This is a genomic window from Streptomyces flavusporus, assembly GCF_046267975.1.
In the GTDB taxonomy this organism is placed as follows: Bacteria; Actinomycetota; Actinomycetes; order Streptomycetales; family Streptomycetaceae; genus Streptomyces; species Streptomyces flavusporus.
Genome location: NZ_CP176503.1, coordinates 9,092,195 through 9,105,990 on the forward strand (window position 1 = coordinate 9,092,195; position 13,796 = coordinate 9,105,990).

15 protein-coding genes are annotated in these 13,796 nt (G+C 70.8%); 9 read left to right on the forward strand and 6 right to left on the reverse strand.

Translation table 11 applies throughout. The features are described from left to right. Positions 1-170: 170 nt before the first annotated feature. On the forward strand, positions 171-1,439 hold the full coding sequence (locus tag ACKTSN_RS42755; RefSeq protein ID WP_409473982.1) for a serine hydrolase domain-containing protein: 1,269 nt from the start codon (positions 171-173) through the stop codon (positions 1,437-1,439). Here ACKTSN_RS42755 and ACKTSN_RS42760 read toward each other — a convergent pair. Next, positions 1,384-2,337 carry a serine hydrolase gene (locus ACKTSN_RS42760; RefSeq protein WP_409473983.1) on the reverse strand — a complete coding sequence of 318 codons (954 nt, stop codon included), beginning with the start codon at positions 2,335-2,337 and terminating at the stop codon, positions 1,384-1,386. The two genes, ACKTSN_RS42755 and ACKTSN_RS42760, sit on opposite strands and share 56 nt — an antisense overlap. Beyond that, on the reverse strand, positions 2,334-3,239 hold the full coding sequence (locus ACKTSN_RS42765) for a LysR family transcriptional regulator (RefSeq protein ID WP_409473984.1): 906 nt from the start codon (positions 3,237-3,239) through the stop codon (positions 2,334-2,336). The genes ACKTSN_RS42760 and ACKTSN_RS42765 overlap by 4 nt, the downstream gene beginning before the upstream one ends. Before the next feature lie 145 nt (positions 3,240-3,384). On the opposite strand from ACKTSN_RS42765, the gene bla reads away from it, so the two are divergent. Next, positions 3,385-4,326, forward strand: a complete 942-nt coding sequence (bla, locus tag ACKTSN_RS42770; RefSeq protein WP_409473985.1) for a class A beta-lactamase — start codon at positions 3,385-3,387, stop codon at positions 4,324-4,326. A 61-nt stretch (positions 4,327-4,387) separates the two neighbouring features. Continuing rightward, the gene (locus ACKTSN_RS42775) at positions 4,388-5,650 is read left to right on the forward strand and encodes an IS701 family transposase (protein ID WP_409473986.1); all 1,263 of its coding nucleotides are present in this window, start codon (positions 4,388-4,390) and stop codon (positions 5,648-5,650) included. A gap of 352 nt (positions 5,651-6,002) precedes the next feature. On the opposite strand, the gene ACKTSN_RS42780 is transcribed toward ACKTSN_RS42775, so the two are convergent. After that, on the reverse strand, positions 6,003-6,128 hold the full coding sequence (locus ACKTSN_RS42780) for a hypothetical protein (RefSeq protein ID WP_409473987.1): 126 nt from the start codon (positions 6,126-6,128) through the stop codon (positions 6,003-6,005). A 587-nt stretch (positions 6,129-6,715) separates the two neighbouring features. Here ACKTSN_RS42780 and ACKTSN_RS42785 point away from each other — a divergent pair. Then, positions 6,716-7,105, forward strand: coding sequence for a transposase (locus ACKTSN_RS42785; RefSeq protein WP_409473988.1), 390 nt, complete (start codon positions 6,716-6,718; stop codon positions 7,103-7,105). A gap of 56 nt (positions 7,106-7,161) precedes the next feature. Here ACKTSN_RS42785 and ACKTSN_RS42790 read toward each other — a convergent pair whose 3' ends face one another. The 3 genes from ACKTSN_RS42790 to ACKTSN_RS42800 all read right to left on the reverse strand — a co-directional run bounded on the left by ACKTSN_RS42790 (position 7,162) and on the right by ACKTSN_RS42800 (position 10,054). Further along, positions 7,162-7,959 (reverse strand): peptidoglycan-binding domain-containing protein, encoded by a 798-nt coding sequence (locus tag ACKTSN_RS42790; RefSeq protein WP_409473989.1) that lies wholly within the window; start codon positions 7,957-7,959, stop codon positions 7,162-7,164. A gap of 137 nt (positions 7,960-8,096) precedes the next feature. Next, the gene (locus tag ACKTSN_RS42795) at positions 8,097-8,762 is read right to left on the reverse strand and encodes a TetR/AcrR family transcriptional regulator (protein ID WP_409473990.1); all 666 of its coding nucleotides are present in this window, start codon (positions 8,760-8,762) and stop codon (positions 8,097-8,099) included. Then, a complete protein-coding gene (locus ACKTSN_RS42800) occupies positions 8,759-10,054 on the reverse strand; it encodes a PucR family transcriptional regulator (protein ID WP_409473991.1) in 1,296 nt (431 codons plus the stop codon). Before ACKTSN_RS42800 ends, ACKTSN_RS42795 begins: the two co-directional genes overlap by 4 nt. A gap of 187 nt (positions 10,055-10,241) precedes the next feature. Between ACKTSN_RS42800 and ACKTSN_RS42805 the strand changes: the two genes are divergently transcribed. From ACKTSN_RS42805 to ACKTSN_RS42825, 5 genes are read left to right on the forward strand one after another with little or no spacing between them, the layout of a single operon-like run. Next, the gene (locus tag ACKTSN_RS42805) at positions 10,242-11,000 is read left to right on the forward strand and encodes an ABC transporter ATP-binding protein (RefSeq protein WP_409473992.1); all 759 of its coding nucleotides are present in this window, start codon (positions 10,242-10,244) and stop codon (positions 10,998-11,000) included. After that, on the forward strand, positions 10,997-11,803 hold the full coding sequence (locus tag ACKTSN_RS42810) for an ABC transporter ATP-binding protein (protein ID WP_409473993.1): 807 nt from the start codon (positions 10,997-10,999) through the stop codon (positions 11,801-11,803). The genes ACKTSN_RS42805 and ACKTSN_RS42810 overlap by 4 nt, the downstream gene beginning before the upstream one ends. A 5-nt stretch (positions 11,804-11,808) precedes the next feature. Beyond that, on the forward strand, positions 11,809-12,690 hold the full coding sequence (locus tag ACKTSN_RS42815; RefSeq protein ID WP_409473994.1) for a branched-chain amino acid ABC transporter permease: 882 nt from the start codon (positions 11,809-11,811) through the stop codon (positions 12,688-12,690). Continuing rightward, complete coding sequence (locus ACKTSN_RS42820; RefSeq protein WP_409473995.1) at positions 12,687-13,403, forward strand: branched-chain amino acid ABC transporter permease; 717 nt, start codon at positions 12,687-12,689, stop codon at positions 13,401-13,403. Before ACKTSN_RS42815 ends, ACKTSN_RS42820 begins: the two co-directional genes overlap by 4 nt. Next, positions 13,400-13,795: a hypothetical protein gene (locus ACKTSN_RS42825; RefSeq protein ID WP_409473996.1), complete on the forward strand. Its 396-nt coding sequence runs from the start codon at positions 13,400-13,402 to the stop codon at positions 13,793-13,795. Before ACKTSN_RS42820 ends, ACKTSN_RS42825 begins: the two co-directional genes overlap by 4 nt. The last annotated feature ends 1 nt before the right edge of the window (position 13,796 follow it).

Below are 13,796 nucleotides of genomic sequence, written 5' to 3' on the forward strand. Positions count from 1 at the left end.
GGACGCCGAACACCGAACGTCCGGTGTCCGACATCGATCGAAGAACATCATCTTCGTTCAGTAACGGGCTGGGTTCAACGTCACATCATCGCCGTTGGCGGGGTGTTGGTGGCCGGTTAGGGGTGGTCGGCACGATGCGTGTCCCGCAGGCCGAGAGAGGGTTGGTGCACATGTCGACACGCCGGACACGGAGGACGCTGCTGGGCGTGACAGCGATCGCAGCGGCAGGTTCGGCCCTGCTGACGACGCCTGCGGCCGCGGCAGGCGGCACGGTGCCCGCCGCTGAGACGCGGGAGTCCCGGCACGCTGCCACCCTGGCCGCCATGGACGCGGCCGTCGCCGCGGGCGTGCCGGGCGTCGTGGCCGAAGTACGCGACACCCGCGGGGGATGGAAGGGCACCTCGGGCGTCGCCGACCTCTCCACGCAGCAGCCCCGCGGCAACGGCGACCGGTTCCGCGCGGGAAGCGTCACCAAGACGCTGGTGGCGACCGTCCTGCTCCAGCTCCAGGCGGAAGGGAAGGCCGATCTCGATGCCACGGTCGACCACTACCTCCCTGGCCTGGTACGGGGGAACGGCCACGACGGCACGAAGATCACGGTCCGTCAGCTGATGAACCACACCAGCGGCATCTTCAACTTCACCGAGGACGCTGCGTTCTCGAAGAAGGTGCTGGGCATCGAGTTCCTCGAGTCTCGCTACGACGACTGGACTCCACAGCAGGTCATCGCCCTCGCCCTGCAGAACCCGCCCCAGTTCGAACCCGGCACCTCCTGGAAGTACTCCAACACCAACTACCTCCTGCTGGGGCTGATCATCGAGAAGCTGACCGGCAGGCCCTACGCCGAGGAGATCGAGCGGCGCATCACCAGACCGCTCGCGATGCGCGCCACGTACTTCCCCGGCACCGACCCGCATGTCCCCGCGCCCACCCGGCACTACTCCACCTTCACGGAGGACCCGGGGAAGACCTACGACGTGACGGAGCTCAACCCGTCCTGGGCCTGGGCGGCGGGCGAGATGGTCACCAACTCCGCCGACCTCAACCGCTTCTACACCGCCCTCTTCGGCGGCAGGCTGCTGCGCCCCACCCAGCTCCAGCAGATGACGACCACGGTCTCGACCGAGGGCAACCTGCCGCGTCAGCACTACGGCCTGGGCCTCATCGAGTACGAGACGACCTGCGGGATCAAGGTCTGGGGCCACTCCGGCGGTATCCACGGCTCCTCGACACAGGCCTTCGGCACCAAGGACGGCCGGCACATGATCGCTCTGAACTTCAACGGCGACTGGGTCGGTGGCGGCAAGAACGTCGTCTCGGCCGAGTTCTGCCCGCCCGAATCCGCAACGGCGTCACCGTCGCCAACCTCCGTGGACAGAACACCTAGCCCCACCTCGAACGGAGCTCGTCGCGCAGCCGCCGGGCGACTTGGCCCATGAGGGCGTCGGCGCCAGGCTGTCGGCCGGCGGCCACCCGTGACTCGGTCAGGACGGCTATCGCGTAGGTCTGGCCGTCGGCGTGTTCGACGACGCCTGCCTCGTGGCGCAGATTGAGCAGCATGCCGGTCTTGGACGACCAGGTGGAGGAGTCTGAGTCGAAGTCCGGGGCGAGGCGGTTGCGCACGAGGTTGTTGGCCATGAAGCCGCGTACCCGTGCCGCGACGTCGGGGTGGATCGCCGAGGGCGTCGTCGGGGACTCGTCGCTCTCGGTCCCGGGCCGCGACCGCCAGAGGGCCTGAAGGAGGTCGACGAAGGCCCGTGCCGTCCCGGTGTTGGCGCGCGAGATGTCGAGCTGCGGCACCCGGTGGCCGCGCCCCGGTGTGCCGGCGTCGATCGCGAGGGCGTGCGCGAGGTGCACGTCCGCCGGGTCGAAACGCTCCACCGGGGTTTCCATCAGCTCGCGCATGGTGTGCCGGACTGCGATGCCTCGCAGCCCCAACTCGTGCAGCACCGCCCCGACCCGGTCGGGCGGCGTGAGTTCGAAGAGTGCGTCGGCGGCGCTGTTGTCGCTGATGCAGAGGGTGAGGTAGAGCAGGTCCTCCACGGCGATGCGGGCGGCGTGACGGAACCGGCTCAGGCCGGTCGGACCGGGAGTGGTGATCCGCCCCGGCGGCACCTCGATCACCGTGGCGCCGTCGAGTTCCCCGCGCCGGATGCGTTCCAGCGTCACCAGGGCGAGCGGGATCTTCACCAGAGACGCGACGGGTAACTCGATGTCGGGGTCGATACCGATCTCGTCACCCGTCTCCAGGTCCCGGACGAGGAACGAGCCGTACAGCCCGCCGTCGCGCAGGGCCCGGCGCAGATCCCCGAGCAGTCTCTCGGTACTGGTGGTCATGCGGCTGCCTCCGAGCGCTCCGTGGTGCCGAGGCACCGGCTGATACCGTCCGCGCACACCTGGCGTACGCGGACCGCGTCGACGTCCGCCTCATCCGCCACGGCCAGGGAGAACCCCCGCGCGAAGCCGGGGCCCAGCTCGCCGACGGGCCGCCAGTGGAGGCGGAGTTCGCGGGCCTGCGCGGCCGAGCACAGCAGTGCGTCGCCCTGGCTGAGCACGTCCGCCGCGGCGGCGGCCACGGCCGGTGCGACGGCCAGCTGGGCCGGGAGCAGCCCGACGGCGTCGCGCAGCCGGGCGAGACGGTCCCGGACGTGTGGCACGTCGTCCTCCGGCTGGAGCCACACGCGCCGGGGCCGCTGGTCGCGGTCGGCCCGGCCGGGGCGCAGGGTGTCCAGGTAGATCGGCCCGCCGCCCGGGGCGTGCGCGACCGCCAGGCCCAGCGGCACCGTCCAGGTCGCCTCGGTGGGAGCCACCGCGAGCAGCGCCGCGCGCACCTGCCGGGACGTGACGAGGTCGGCCCGCTCGGCCGGCCCGGCGGGAAACGGGTCGAGGAGGACTTGCTGCTCGTGCGCCTGGGCGATGAGGCGGGCGAGGGCACCGGTCGGGCAGACGGCGGGTACGGCGAGCCGTAGCGGCCGGCGTCGCGCGGCCTCCGCCTCGTGCTCGAACCGGTCGGCGAGCCGCACGAGTTGCTTCGCCGTCGGCAGCATGTCCCGGCCGAAGGGCGTCAGCGTCACCGCCCGCGAGGACCGGTCAAGCAGCCGCTCGCCGAGGCGTTGTTCCAGCGCGGCGACGCGGCGGCTCACCACGGACTGGGCCGTCCGGGCCGCCGCCGCGCCCACCGTGAAGCTGCCGTGCTCGCTCACACTGACGAACGCCCGGCATGCCGCGACAAGATCCATGAGCCCAACTATGCCAAAACAGCATGGAATTGAACGTCCGCGTCTTGGACCTCGGCACCCCACTGGCCGGAGAGTGGTCGACGCCCAGGGCTTTCCCCGGGCTCGCAGGTTCCCCATGTCATTCGACGGCTTGGAGGTCCATTCCATGACGCATCCGCTTCGCATCCGCCGGGGTGCCGCCTGGGCGGCGGCCGGCTTGCTCGCGCTCGCCACACTTCCGGCGTGCGGTCAGCAAACCGCGTCCGGGGCCGGCTCACCCGCCGGCACGGCGCGGTCCGCGTCACCGGCGGTGGCCACGAAGCCCACCACTGCCGAGTTCCGGGCATTGGAGGGGGAGTTCGACGCGCGGCTCGGTGTCTACGCCCTGGACACCGGCACGGGCCGGTCGGTCGGCTACCGGGCGGACGACCGGTTCGCGTACGCCTCCACGTTCAAGGCGCTCGCGGCGGGTGCCATCCTCCGGAAGTACGGAACGGACGGCATCGACAAGGTGGTGAGGTACTCGCGCGAGGACCTGGTCGCGGACTCGCCCGTGTCCGAGAACTTCGTCGAGAAGGGCATGACCCTGCGGGGGCTGTGTGCCGCCACCCTCTGGTACAGCGACAACACGGCGGTCAACCTGCTCCTCGACGAACTCGGCGGGCCCGACGGCCTGGAGAAGGTGCTGGAGGAGTTCGGCGACGACGTCACCGAGATGGACCGGTACGAGCCGGAGATGAGCGACGGCACACCGGGCGACATCCGCGACACGAGCACCCCGCGAGCGATGGCGGGGAGCCTGCGGGCGTTCCTGCTCGGTGACGCCCTGAAGCGGGACGAACGCGAGCTTCTGAGGCAGTGGATGACGACGAACATGACCGGTCGGACGCTCATCAGGGCGGGCGTCCCCGACGACTGGGACGTGGCCGACAAGAGCGGCACCGCCGGATACGGGGGACGCAACAACATCGCCGTGGTGTGGTCCGACGACGGCAGTAACCCCATCGTTATGGCGGTCATGTCCACCCGTGGCAAGAAGGACGCCGAACGCCGCGACGCCCTGCTCGCCAAGGCCGCCACCGTGGCGGTCGAGGGCCTCGGCCGCTAGTAGGGCTTTGTTAGGTACCCCGATTGATCATCGTCAGGTAGATTGTGATGTTCTGTCAGGTGTGACACCTGAGGAGATGGAGACGGTCCGCCCGCGCCTGGAGGCGTTCGCGGCGGAGATGCTCGGTTCGCTGGCGCGTCGGGACCAGCGGGCCAAGGGCGAGCTGTATCTGCGCGGGCTGATGCTGGACGGCAAGCGCAAGTCCATGCAGCCGATGGCCGAGCGCCTGGGCGTGGACCACCAGCAGCTGCAGCAGTTCGTCTCATCGTCCACCTGGGACTACTCCAAGGTCCGTGAGCGGCTGGCCCGTTGGGCTGCCGCGCACATTTCTCCCGAGGCGTACGCGATCGATGATGTCGGCTTCCCCAAGGACGGCTACGACTCACCGGGGGTGGCGCGGATGTACTGCGGCGCCCTGGGTAAGCGCGGCAACTGCCAGGTCGGCGTCAGTGTGAACCTGGTCAGTGACCGTGCGTCATCGGCTGTCGACTGGCGCCTGTTCCTGCCCGAGAGCTGGGACGACACCAAGTACGGCGAGGACGCGCTGATGGCCGAGGCGATCCGGCGCCGCCGCGCCAAGGCGGGAATCCCGGGCACCGAGCGGCACCGGGAGAAGTGGCGCCTGGCGCTGGACATGCTCGACGAGGTGCGCGACAACTGGGAGTTGCCCGACCTTCCGGTCGCCGCCGACGCCGGATACGGCGACGCCACCGGCTTTCGCGAGGGCCTGACCGAGCGCGGCCTGACCTACGCGGTCGCGGTCAAAGCCACCACGACTGCGCACCCCGGCAATGCCACACCCCAACGCCCGCCGTACTCCGGGCAGGGCCGCCCTCCCGTGTCCGCCTACCCCCAACCGCACACCACCCTGCGCGCCCTGGCCCTGGCCGTCGGCCGAGCGGCCACCCGCACCGTCACCTGGCGCCAGGGCAGCAAGGCCACCAGACGCAACCCGAACGCCGAGATGCGCTCGCAGTTCCTGGCCCTGCGGGTCCGACCGGCCAACCGCACCATCCGCCGCGCCGCCGACGGCTCCCTGCCCGACTGCTGGCTGCTCGTCGAGTGGCCACCCGACTCCGCCGAGCCAACCGACTACTGGCTCTCGACGCTTCCCGCCGACACCCCACTGCGCGAACTGGTACGAATCGCCAAGATCCGATGGCGAGTTGAGCACGACTACCGCGAGCTCAAGGACGGTCTGGGCCTGGACCACTTCGAGGGCCGCAACTACCTCGGCTGGCACCGCCACGTCACCCTCGCGTCCCTCGCCCAGGCCTTCTGCACCATGCTCAGGCTCGACCCAAAAGCCCCTGCGCCGGCCTGACCCTCTACGCGGTCCTCCGCGAACTCCAGGCCCTCCTGGCCACCTGGACCGGCGCCTGCTCGATATGCGGCCAACCCGCACCAGCACCCGAACCCCACCACAGGACCTAACAAAGCCCTACTAGCGGCGGTGCGGACACTGAACCGGATGGAGTTCGTCGGCGAGACGCTGCGGGCGGCGCTGGAGGCGCTGGCGGTCGCGGCCCCGGCCTTGCTGTCTGCCCTGATCACCGCCGAGTGGGCCGAGCGGTATGGGCCGCGCGTGGATGACTACCTCTTCCCAAGGGCCAGGAGGTCCGCAAGGAGTGGTCCGAACAGGTCGGCCGAGACGGCTTTCTCCTGCTCCAGGCGATCTATGCGCCCGCGGCTCCTGGCTGGCTGCGGGAGATCGAGGCCGTGCAGGTGCTGCGGCGCGCCTGGATCCAGCAGTAGTGGTGGTGGGCCTTGCCGGCGTCCACCCCGGCCCATATCCGGCTCACAGCGCCTCCGGAACTCGTCGCTTGCTTCGTACATCCCGCAGACGACCTCGCCGACGTGTCCCTACACAGCGATCTTCTCGCACATCCCAATTGGCGGCCGAGTCGTCGTGGGGTGCCGGGCGGCCAATCTCGGTGAGCCACGGACTGCAGACCTGCGAAGCCATACCCGACACCCCTGGGTGATCCGACCCTACGAATGGCCGGGCTCAACCCGAGATAAAAGGTAGGGACCTGCGAGCGCCACGCGCCTCATGTGATCAGGCAGGTGGCCACGACCGGCGCTGTGGTGGCCGACACCGAGATGACCGAACCGGTCCACCAGACGCTCGCCGACCGGGAGTTGCTGCCCGATGTGCATGTCGTGGATGCCCCGGCTGCACCACCGCGGCGTTGTTCGTGGCCGCGCAAGAGCGTGGCATGGAACTGCTGGGCCCGGCCCCGCATGACAGTAGCCTCCAGTCCCGGCAGGACCAGGGGTTCTCACGTGCCGACTTCGCCATCGACTGGGAAACCGAGAGTGCCGTCTGCCCTGGTGGGCACCGCAGTTTCAAGTGGTGGGAGCAGAAGCACCACCGCACGGCACTCCGATGATCAAGGTGTTCTGCCCCGCCGGGCACTGCCCCCCTGCCCGCAGCAGGCCCCGTGCACCAAACCTCCCTCCGGGCGCCGGGGCAGGGGGCCTGACCTTCCTGCCCCGCGAGCGCCACGAGGCCCTCGAAGCCGTCCGCCAGGCCCAGGACACCGACGAGTGGAAGGACCGCTACGCGATTCGAGCCGGGGTCGAAGGCACGGTCTCCCAGGCCGTTCGCGTCACCGGACTGCGCCGCACCCGCTACCGCAACCTGCCCACAACCCGGCTCGGTCACGTCTTCGCCGCCACCGCGATCAACATCATCCGTATTGACCGATGGCTCACTGGAACCCCACTCGGCGGCACCCACACCTCACGCCGCGAAGCCCTCATGTCCGCGGCCTGACAGCCCGTCTTGGGGATTCCTCAACAGAGTCCGGAAGGACGGAGCACTGCGCAAGATCAAAGGTAGACGCCGCTCTCGTCCCCGTGGATGCCGTACCGTTTCTGGAATCGGGCTACGGTCTGCCGGACTTCCGCGTCGTAGTGGCCGTCGATGGCGCCGCCGTCGTAGATGCTCGGGATCTGCAGCAGACGCACCTGCAACTCGTACACCCCGTGGCCGCTGTCCGCCTCGCGCAGGACGCCGGTACCCGGGATCTGGGGGAGCGCGGAACTGCCGGGAAGCGGCCGGTCCGGTTGCTCCATGGATGCGGGGGGTTCCGCCGGTGCGGTGTGCTCGTTGTCGAGCAGGGCCGCGGCGATGATCAATCCGCTCACGGTGCCCAGTCCGAGGGCTCCGGCGACACGGGTGCGCCGCCGGTCGATGAAGCGACCAGGTCCTCGGCGTCGTCGGAGTCCCCCGCTTCCTTGCCGCTCGGGCGCGCGGACGACTTCCGGGGACACGGGCGCATCGGAGGGTGGGGCGACGAGCAGGGCCGGAGGCGCATCCCACGGTTGCGGGATGGCGGAGCGGGGAGTGTCCGCAGGTGGGCCGGTTCTGCGGTCCGCAGTTGGTCGCGCGCCGTGTGACCACAGCGGCCCTACCACGGCTTCCTGCGGAATCCGGCGCAGGTGACCGGCAACAGCGCTGTCCTCGGCCGTGTCACCGAGGCGACGGTGCTGCTGGTCCAGCGTGCGTAGGTCGGTCCGTGCGGCGTCCAAGGCGTCCAGAACGGCCTGGAAGGAGTCCCGGATTTCCTGCGCGGGACCGCCCCCGGACGTGAGGCCTTGCCGCGGTTCGGCGTCGGGGATTCCCATCGGCAGTCCTCCTTGGGCAACATCCGTCGTGAAGCGATACGCACTCCGCGCAGCGTTGTCTCAATCCGCCGCCCCGCCGCCCCGCCGCACCCGCACGTCTGTGCGGCACCGTTGGTGCCGTGCCCGGCGCCGGGCGTTCAGCCGGCCGGAGCCGACAGGTGGATGAGGATGCCGCACACCTCGTCCACGATCTCCCGGGCCTCCCTCTCGTCCGCGCAGTCGCCCAGCTCGCGCGCCGCCCCGCCGATCACGGTGGTCAGCACTCTCACCCGAACCCGGCCGACACGTAGCTTCTCGTCCACCTCCAGAAGCCGGGCGTTGCGCTGTACCCACGCGCGGTCCCACTGGCGGCGCAGCGCGTCGAAGCCGGCGGGGCCGTCGTCCTCCACGAGGAGCATGGCGAGGCGCCGGTTGTCCCAGGCACCCTCCAGATAGGCCCTGGCTCCCGCGACGAAGAGGGCGATGGGATCGTCCACGCCACGGTCACGCTCGGCGGCCAGCGTGGCCGCGGTCCGGCGCTCCTGCTCCTCCCGGAACTCCTCCCAGAGGGCGAGATACAGGCCGCGCTTTCCGCCGTAGTGCTGGAAGAGGCTGCCCAGCGGGATGTGGGAGCGTGTCGCGATCTCATTGAGACCGGCCTCGGTGTAACCGCGCTCGGTGAACACCTCCAGCGCGGCGCTCAGCAGGGCGTGCCGCACGGAGCCGTCCCGCTCGGCGTCCACTTCCGGCAGGCGCGACTTCGCCTGCCCGTCCGGGTGTTGACGCGGCGTCTGGGTCCCGGTCGTCTCCACGATTCCGCTCACTGGTGTTCTCCGTCTTCCCTGTCCCCGTCGCGGATGGCGAGGGCGACCAGCAGTTCCAGGAGGTCGGCGATCCGGCGCGGATTGCGCCCGGTGCGTTCCTCGATCCGGCGCAGCCTGTAGTGCGCCGTGTTGTGGTGCACCCGCAGCCGGTCGGCGGCCAGCCGCAGGTTGAGGTCCGCCTCCGCGAAGGCCCGTATGGTGGCTGCCAGCGGATCGCCACGTCTTCGGTCCTCCTCCAGCAGCGCACGCACACGGGGATCGACCAGCTGGCGGGCGAGGTCGTCGGCGCGCAGCGCAAGGTAGTCGAAGGGGGAGAGGCGCGGCAGGGCCGCCACCCCGCCCCCGCTCGGCACGAGGTCGAGTGCGGCCCGGGCCTCCTCGTAGGCGCGCGGCAGTTCGCCGGCGCCCTGGGCGACGGTGCTGATGCCCATGGCGAGCATGGTTCCTTCCCGTGCGAGCCGCCGCTGCACGGCCCCGAAGTGCGCACAGATGTCCTCCGGGTCCATGCCGGTGCGCACCACGGGCACGGCCACCACCTGGCCATGGCGGACGACGACCAGGGTCCGGCCGGCCCAGGGCCCGGCGACGCTGAGGGACGCGCTGGTCGCGTAGCCGTGCTCGGCGGAGGTGAGGTCGCCGGTGCGGATGTCGTCCACGCACACGGCCACGACCGCCATCATCGGCGAGTGCGGCCCGATGCCGTACGCCTGGGCCGCGGCGAGCAGGGGGCCGCGCGTCGGTGCCGCGCCGGACAGGAGTTGGTCCAGCAGGTCCCGGCGCTCCCGGTCCGCGTCCGCGACCACGTGCTGCTTGTACTCGACGTAGGCCTGCGCGGCATGGGTGCTGGCGTAGTCGACGTACCGCATCAGCGGTGTGACGAGTGACAGCGCGGCCTGCTGCGCCTCGGGGGACGGGCCCGCGCAGTCCAGCAGCGCGTCCCACAGCACCTGCCGGCCGACGCGGAAGGCGCTGATCCAGTCCTCCAGAGCGAACCCCGCGCGGGCCCTGCGCATGGCTGCCGCGCGGCTGAAGACCAGGTCCTCGGGGGCGATGTCGCGGTCGCCGGCCAGCGCCGCGAGCTGCATCCGGTAGTGCGTGAGCACCTGGTCGCGTACGTCGTCGAAGAACCGCTCGTCCTGGAGGGCGTACGACGGGATCTCCGTGCGCATCACCGCGACGGCGGTCTGCGTGACCTCCTCGAGCCGGTCCTGGACGGCGTGCAGGATGCGGTGCCGCTCCCGGCTGAGCGGTTCGGAGAGTGCGGGGGCGCCCAGGGCGGGTCCGCGAGGCATGGCGCCGATCGTCGCTGTCCGCGTCGTGTCCCGTCAACAGGCCCGGCGGGCGAGATCTCCGGGGAACTGGGCGCGGCGCACAAGTCGGAGGCCGCGAAGTTGGGTGCTCGCACCCAATGTGCGCCCGGAAGGCCCCCACCTACTGTGACGCTCGCTCACCCCCAGCACCTCGGAAGGGGCGTCACTCATGCTCGCGGTCGACGGTATCAGCGTGCGTTTCGGCGGGATCACGGCACTGGACGGTGTCGGGTTCACCGTCGAGCCGGGCACCGCCGTGGGGCTCATCGGACCGAACGGAGCCGGCAAGACCACCTTGTTCAACTGCCTCACCAGGCGCTGCAGCCCTGATGCGGGAACGGTGCGCTTCGAGGACGAGGACCTGCTCGCCCTCCCGCCGCACTCCGTGGCCGGGCGCGGTATCGCCCGCACCTTCCAGAACCTGGGACTGTTCCCGCGGCTCGCGGTCCGGGAGAACGTCATGGTCGGCGCCCACAGCCGGGGGCGCACCGGTCACTTCGCCGCGGCGCTCCGGCTGCCCCGCGTCCGGCGGGAGGAGAGGGAACTGCGTGACCAGGCGGACGACTTGCTACGGCGGCTCGGCCTGGCGGACGTCGCCGAGCACCCCGCCTCCGGGCTGCCGTTCGGCACCCTCAAACGCGTCGAACTCGCCAGGGCGCTCGCGGTACGCCCCCGGCTGCTGTTGCTCGACGAACCCGTCAACGGTCTCAGCCACGGCGAGGTCGACCAATTCGCGGATCTGGTCCGGGCGGTGCGCGAGGACTTCGACCTGACGCTCGTGGTGGTCGAACACCACATGGGGTTCGTGATGGGCCTGTGCGACAAGGTGGTGTGTCTCGACTTCGGGCGCAAGATCGCCGAGGGCCCGCCGGAGGAGATCCAGCGCGACCCGGCGGTCATCGAGGCGTACCTGGGGGTGGCGGCATGAGCGAGGCGACCACCGGTCCCACCGAGGCCGGGGCGAGTGCGGAGCCGGACTTCCTGAAGGTGTCCGACCTGCATGCCGGATACGGCCAGGCCCGCGTGCTGCAAGGCCTGGACTTCACCGTCGCTCGCGGCGAAGTGTGCGCGATCCTCGGGCCCAACGGTGCGGGTAAGACCACAACCCTGCGGGCCCTGTGCGGCATGGTCCGCGGACGCGGCTCGGTGACCTTGAAGGGTACGGGGCTGCTGGGCCGTTCGCCCGAGCAGGCCGCCCGTCTCGGTGTGGCGCACGTGCCCGAGGGCCGGGGCACCTTCAACGACCTGACCGTCGAGGAGAACCTGCGCATCGGCGCCCACCTGCGCACCGGCCGATGGCGGCGGGGCCGCACCGATCGCGCGGCCGTGGCGGCCGACCTTGAACGGATCTACGACTACTTCCCCAAGCTGCGCCAGCGGTCCCGCCAGGCCGCCGGCAGCCTCAGCGGCGGCGAGCAGCAGATGCTCGCCATCGGCAGGGCGCTGATGCTGCGGCCCTCGCTGCTGCTCCTGGACGAGCCGTCGCTGGGGCTCGCGCCGCTGGTCACCCGCGAGTTGTTCGAGATCGTCCGTGCCGTCAACGAGGAGGAACGCACCACCGTGGTCGTCGTCGAACAGAACGCCCAGCTCGCACTGGATGTCGCGCACCGGGCCCACGTACTGGAGGCCGGCCGCCTGGTGCTGTCCGGACCGGCCGACCGGATCCGCGAGGACGGACAGGTCGCCGAGGTGTACCTCGGTGTCTCCGTCCGCGCGGGGAAGGGCGGGTGAGCGCCGTGACCGAGGTACTCCAGCAAGTGGTGGAAGGCGTCGGCTCCGGCGCCGTCTATGCCAGCCTGGCGCTGGCCCTGGTGCTGATCCACCGGTTCACCGGGATCGTCAACTTCGCCCAGGGCGAGCTCGCCATGATCTCCACCTATGTGGCGTGGCAGCTCGTGGCGTCCGGGATGTCGTTCTGGCTGGCGCTGCCGGTCACCCTGGTGGTGTCGTTCGCCGGCGGCATGCTGGTCGAACGGCTCGTCATCCGTCCCGTGCGGAACGCGCCCGAGCTGACGACGGTCATCGTCACGGTCGGCCTGTTCATCTTCGTGAACGCCATGGCCGGTCTGATCTGGTCGTTCACCGTGAAGGACTTCCCGCAGCCGTTCCCCGACGGCGGGATGGATCTGGCCGGGGTGCGGGTGGACTGGTCGACGCTCGGGATCATCGCTGTGGTGGCCCTTGTGATGGGCCTGCTGTACCTGCTGTTCCAGCACGCCTCCGTCGGCCTGGTGATGCGGGCGGCCGCGTGCAACCCCGTCTCCGCCCGGCTGTCGGGCATCCGGGTGGGCCGGGTGCTGATGCTCGGCTGGGGGCTGGCCGCGACGGTCGGCGCGGTGTCGGGTGTGCTCGTCGCCCCGGTGCTGTTCCTGGAGCCCAACATGATGGGCGGGGTACTGATCTACGCCTTCGCAGCGGCCACCCTCGGAGGCTTCGACAGCCCGGTCGGCGCGGTCGTCGGAGGCCTGCTCGTGGGCGTCGCCGAGACGCTGGCCGGGGCGTACGTGGACGTGATCGGAGCCGATCTCAAGGTGGGCGTACCCCTGGTGATCATCCTGGCAGTGCTGCTGATGCGGCCCCAGGGCCTGTTCGGACGGGCGGCGGTGGAGCGCGCATGAGCACGATCGTCGCAAACCTCGGCACCGACCGTGCCCGGCGCCTGCGGGCCGCGCTCACCGCGCTGCTCGCCGTGGCAGTCGCCGTCGGCGCACCGTTCTACTTCGCCCCCTTCCAGGTCTTCCAGCTGACCATGGTCCTGCTGTACGCCGTGGCGCTGGCCGGACTCAACCTGCTGGTCGGATTCGGCGGGCAGATCTCGCTCGGGCACGGGGCGTTCTTCGCGGCCGGGGCCTACACGGCCGCGGTCATGCTCGACCGGTACGACACCGGCCACCTGGCCACCCTGCCCGTCGCGGCCGTCGGATGCTTCCTGCTGGGCCTCGGTTTCGGAGTGCCCGCCCTGCGCCTGCGCGGGCTGTACCTGGCCCTGGTCACCCTCTCGTTCGCGGTGTTCCTGCCGCCGCTGCTCAAGCGGCTCGAACCGGTCACGGGCGGTTCCATGGGCCTGACCGTGGACAAGCTGCAGCCGCCCGCGTGGAGCGGGCTGGCCGAGGACCAGTGGATGTACCTCGTCGTCCTCGCCGTCACTGCGGTGGCCCTGCTGCTCGCCCGCAACCTCCTGCGGTCGCGCGTCGGCCGGGCACTGCTCGCCCTGCGGGACAACGAGAGCGCCGCGGAGGTCATGGGCGTACGGCTGTCCCTGCACAAGACCCTCGCCTTCGCCTGGAGCGCGAGCTTCCCGGTGTCGCCGGGTGTCTGTACACCTGGGTGATCGGCTTCGTCTCACCCGACTCGTTCAGCTTCGTCCTGTCCATCACGCTGCTGGCCGGCCTGGTGGTCGGGGGCCTCGCCTCGCTGTACGGACCGCTGCTCGGGGCGGCGTTCGTGATGTACGTGCCGAGCGTGGCCCAGGACATCAGCGACGCGGCGCCCGGTGTGGTGTTCGGCCTGCTGATCATCGCGGTGATGTTCGTGGCCCCGACGGGACTGGCCGGTCTGGCGGGCCGCGCCCGGGGCGCCGCTGCCCGCCGCCTCACCCGCACCACCCCCGCCGCCGACCGCACGCCCGAATCCGAACCCCCGTCCGCGCCCCCCGCACCCGCGGATCCCGCACCTGTCGATGCCGAACCCGTGGGCGCACCGCCCCGCACGGAAAAGGAATGAA

What these genes read in the sequence shown, in the direction of transcription:
- ACKTSN_RS42755 (WP_409473982.1), top strand. Translation starts at nt 171, where the DNA reads ATGTCGACACGCCGGACACGGAGGACGCTGCTGGGCGTGACAGCGATC.
- ACKTSN_RS42760 (WP_409473983.1), bottom strand. Translation starts at nt 2,337, where the DNA reads ATGACCACCAGTACCGAGAGACTGCTCGGGGATCTGCGCCGGGCCCTG.
- ACKTSN_RS42765 (WP_409473984.1), bottom strand. Translation starts at nt 3,239, where the DNA reads ATGGATCTTGTCGCGGCATGCCGGGCGTTCGTCAGTGTGAGCGAGCAC.
- bla (WP_409473985.1), top strand. Translation starts at nt 3,385, where the DNA reads ATGACGCATCCGCTTCGCATCCGCCGGGGTGCCGCCTGGGCGGCGGCC.
- ACKTSN_RS42785 (WP_409473988.1), top strand. Translation starts at nt 6,716, where the DNA reads ATGATCAAGGTGTTCTGCCCCGCCGGGCACTGCCCCCCTGCCCGCAGC.
- ACKTSN_RS42790 (WP_409473989.1), bottom strand. Translation starts at nt 7,959, where the DNA reads ATGGGAATCCCCGACGCCGAACCGCGGCAAGGCCTCACGTCCGGGGGC.
- ACKTSN_RS42800 (WP_409473991.1), bottom strand. Translation starts at nt 10,054, where the DNA reads ATGCCTCGCGGACCCGCCCTGGGCGCCCCCGCACTCTCCGAACCGCTC.
- ACKTSN_RS42805 (WP_409473992.1), top strand. Translation starts at nt 10,242, where the DNA reads ATGCTCGCGGTCGACGGTATCAGCGTGCGTTTCGGCGGGATCACGGCA.
- ACKTSN_RS42810 (WP_409473993.1), top strand. Translation starts at nt 10,997, where the DNA reads ATGAGCGAGGCGACCACCGGTCCCACCGAGGCCGGGGCGAGTGCGGAG.
- ACKTSN_RS42820 (WP_409473995.1), top strand. Translation starts at nt 12,687, where the DNA reads ATGAGCACGATCGTCGCAAACCTCGGCACCGACCGTGCCCGGCGCCTG.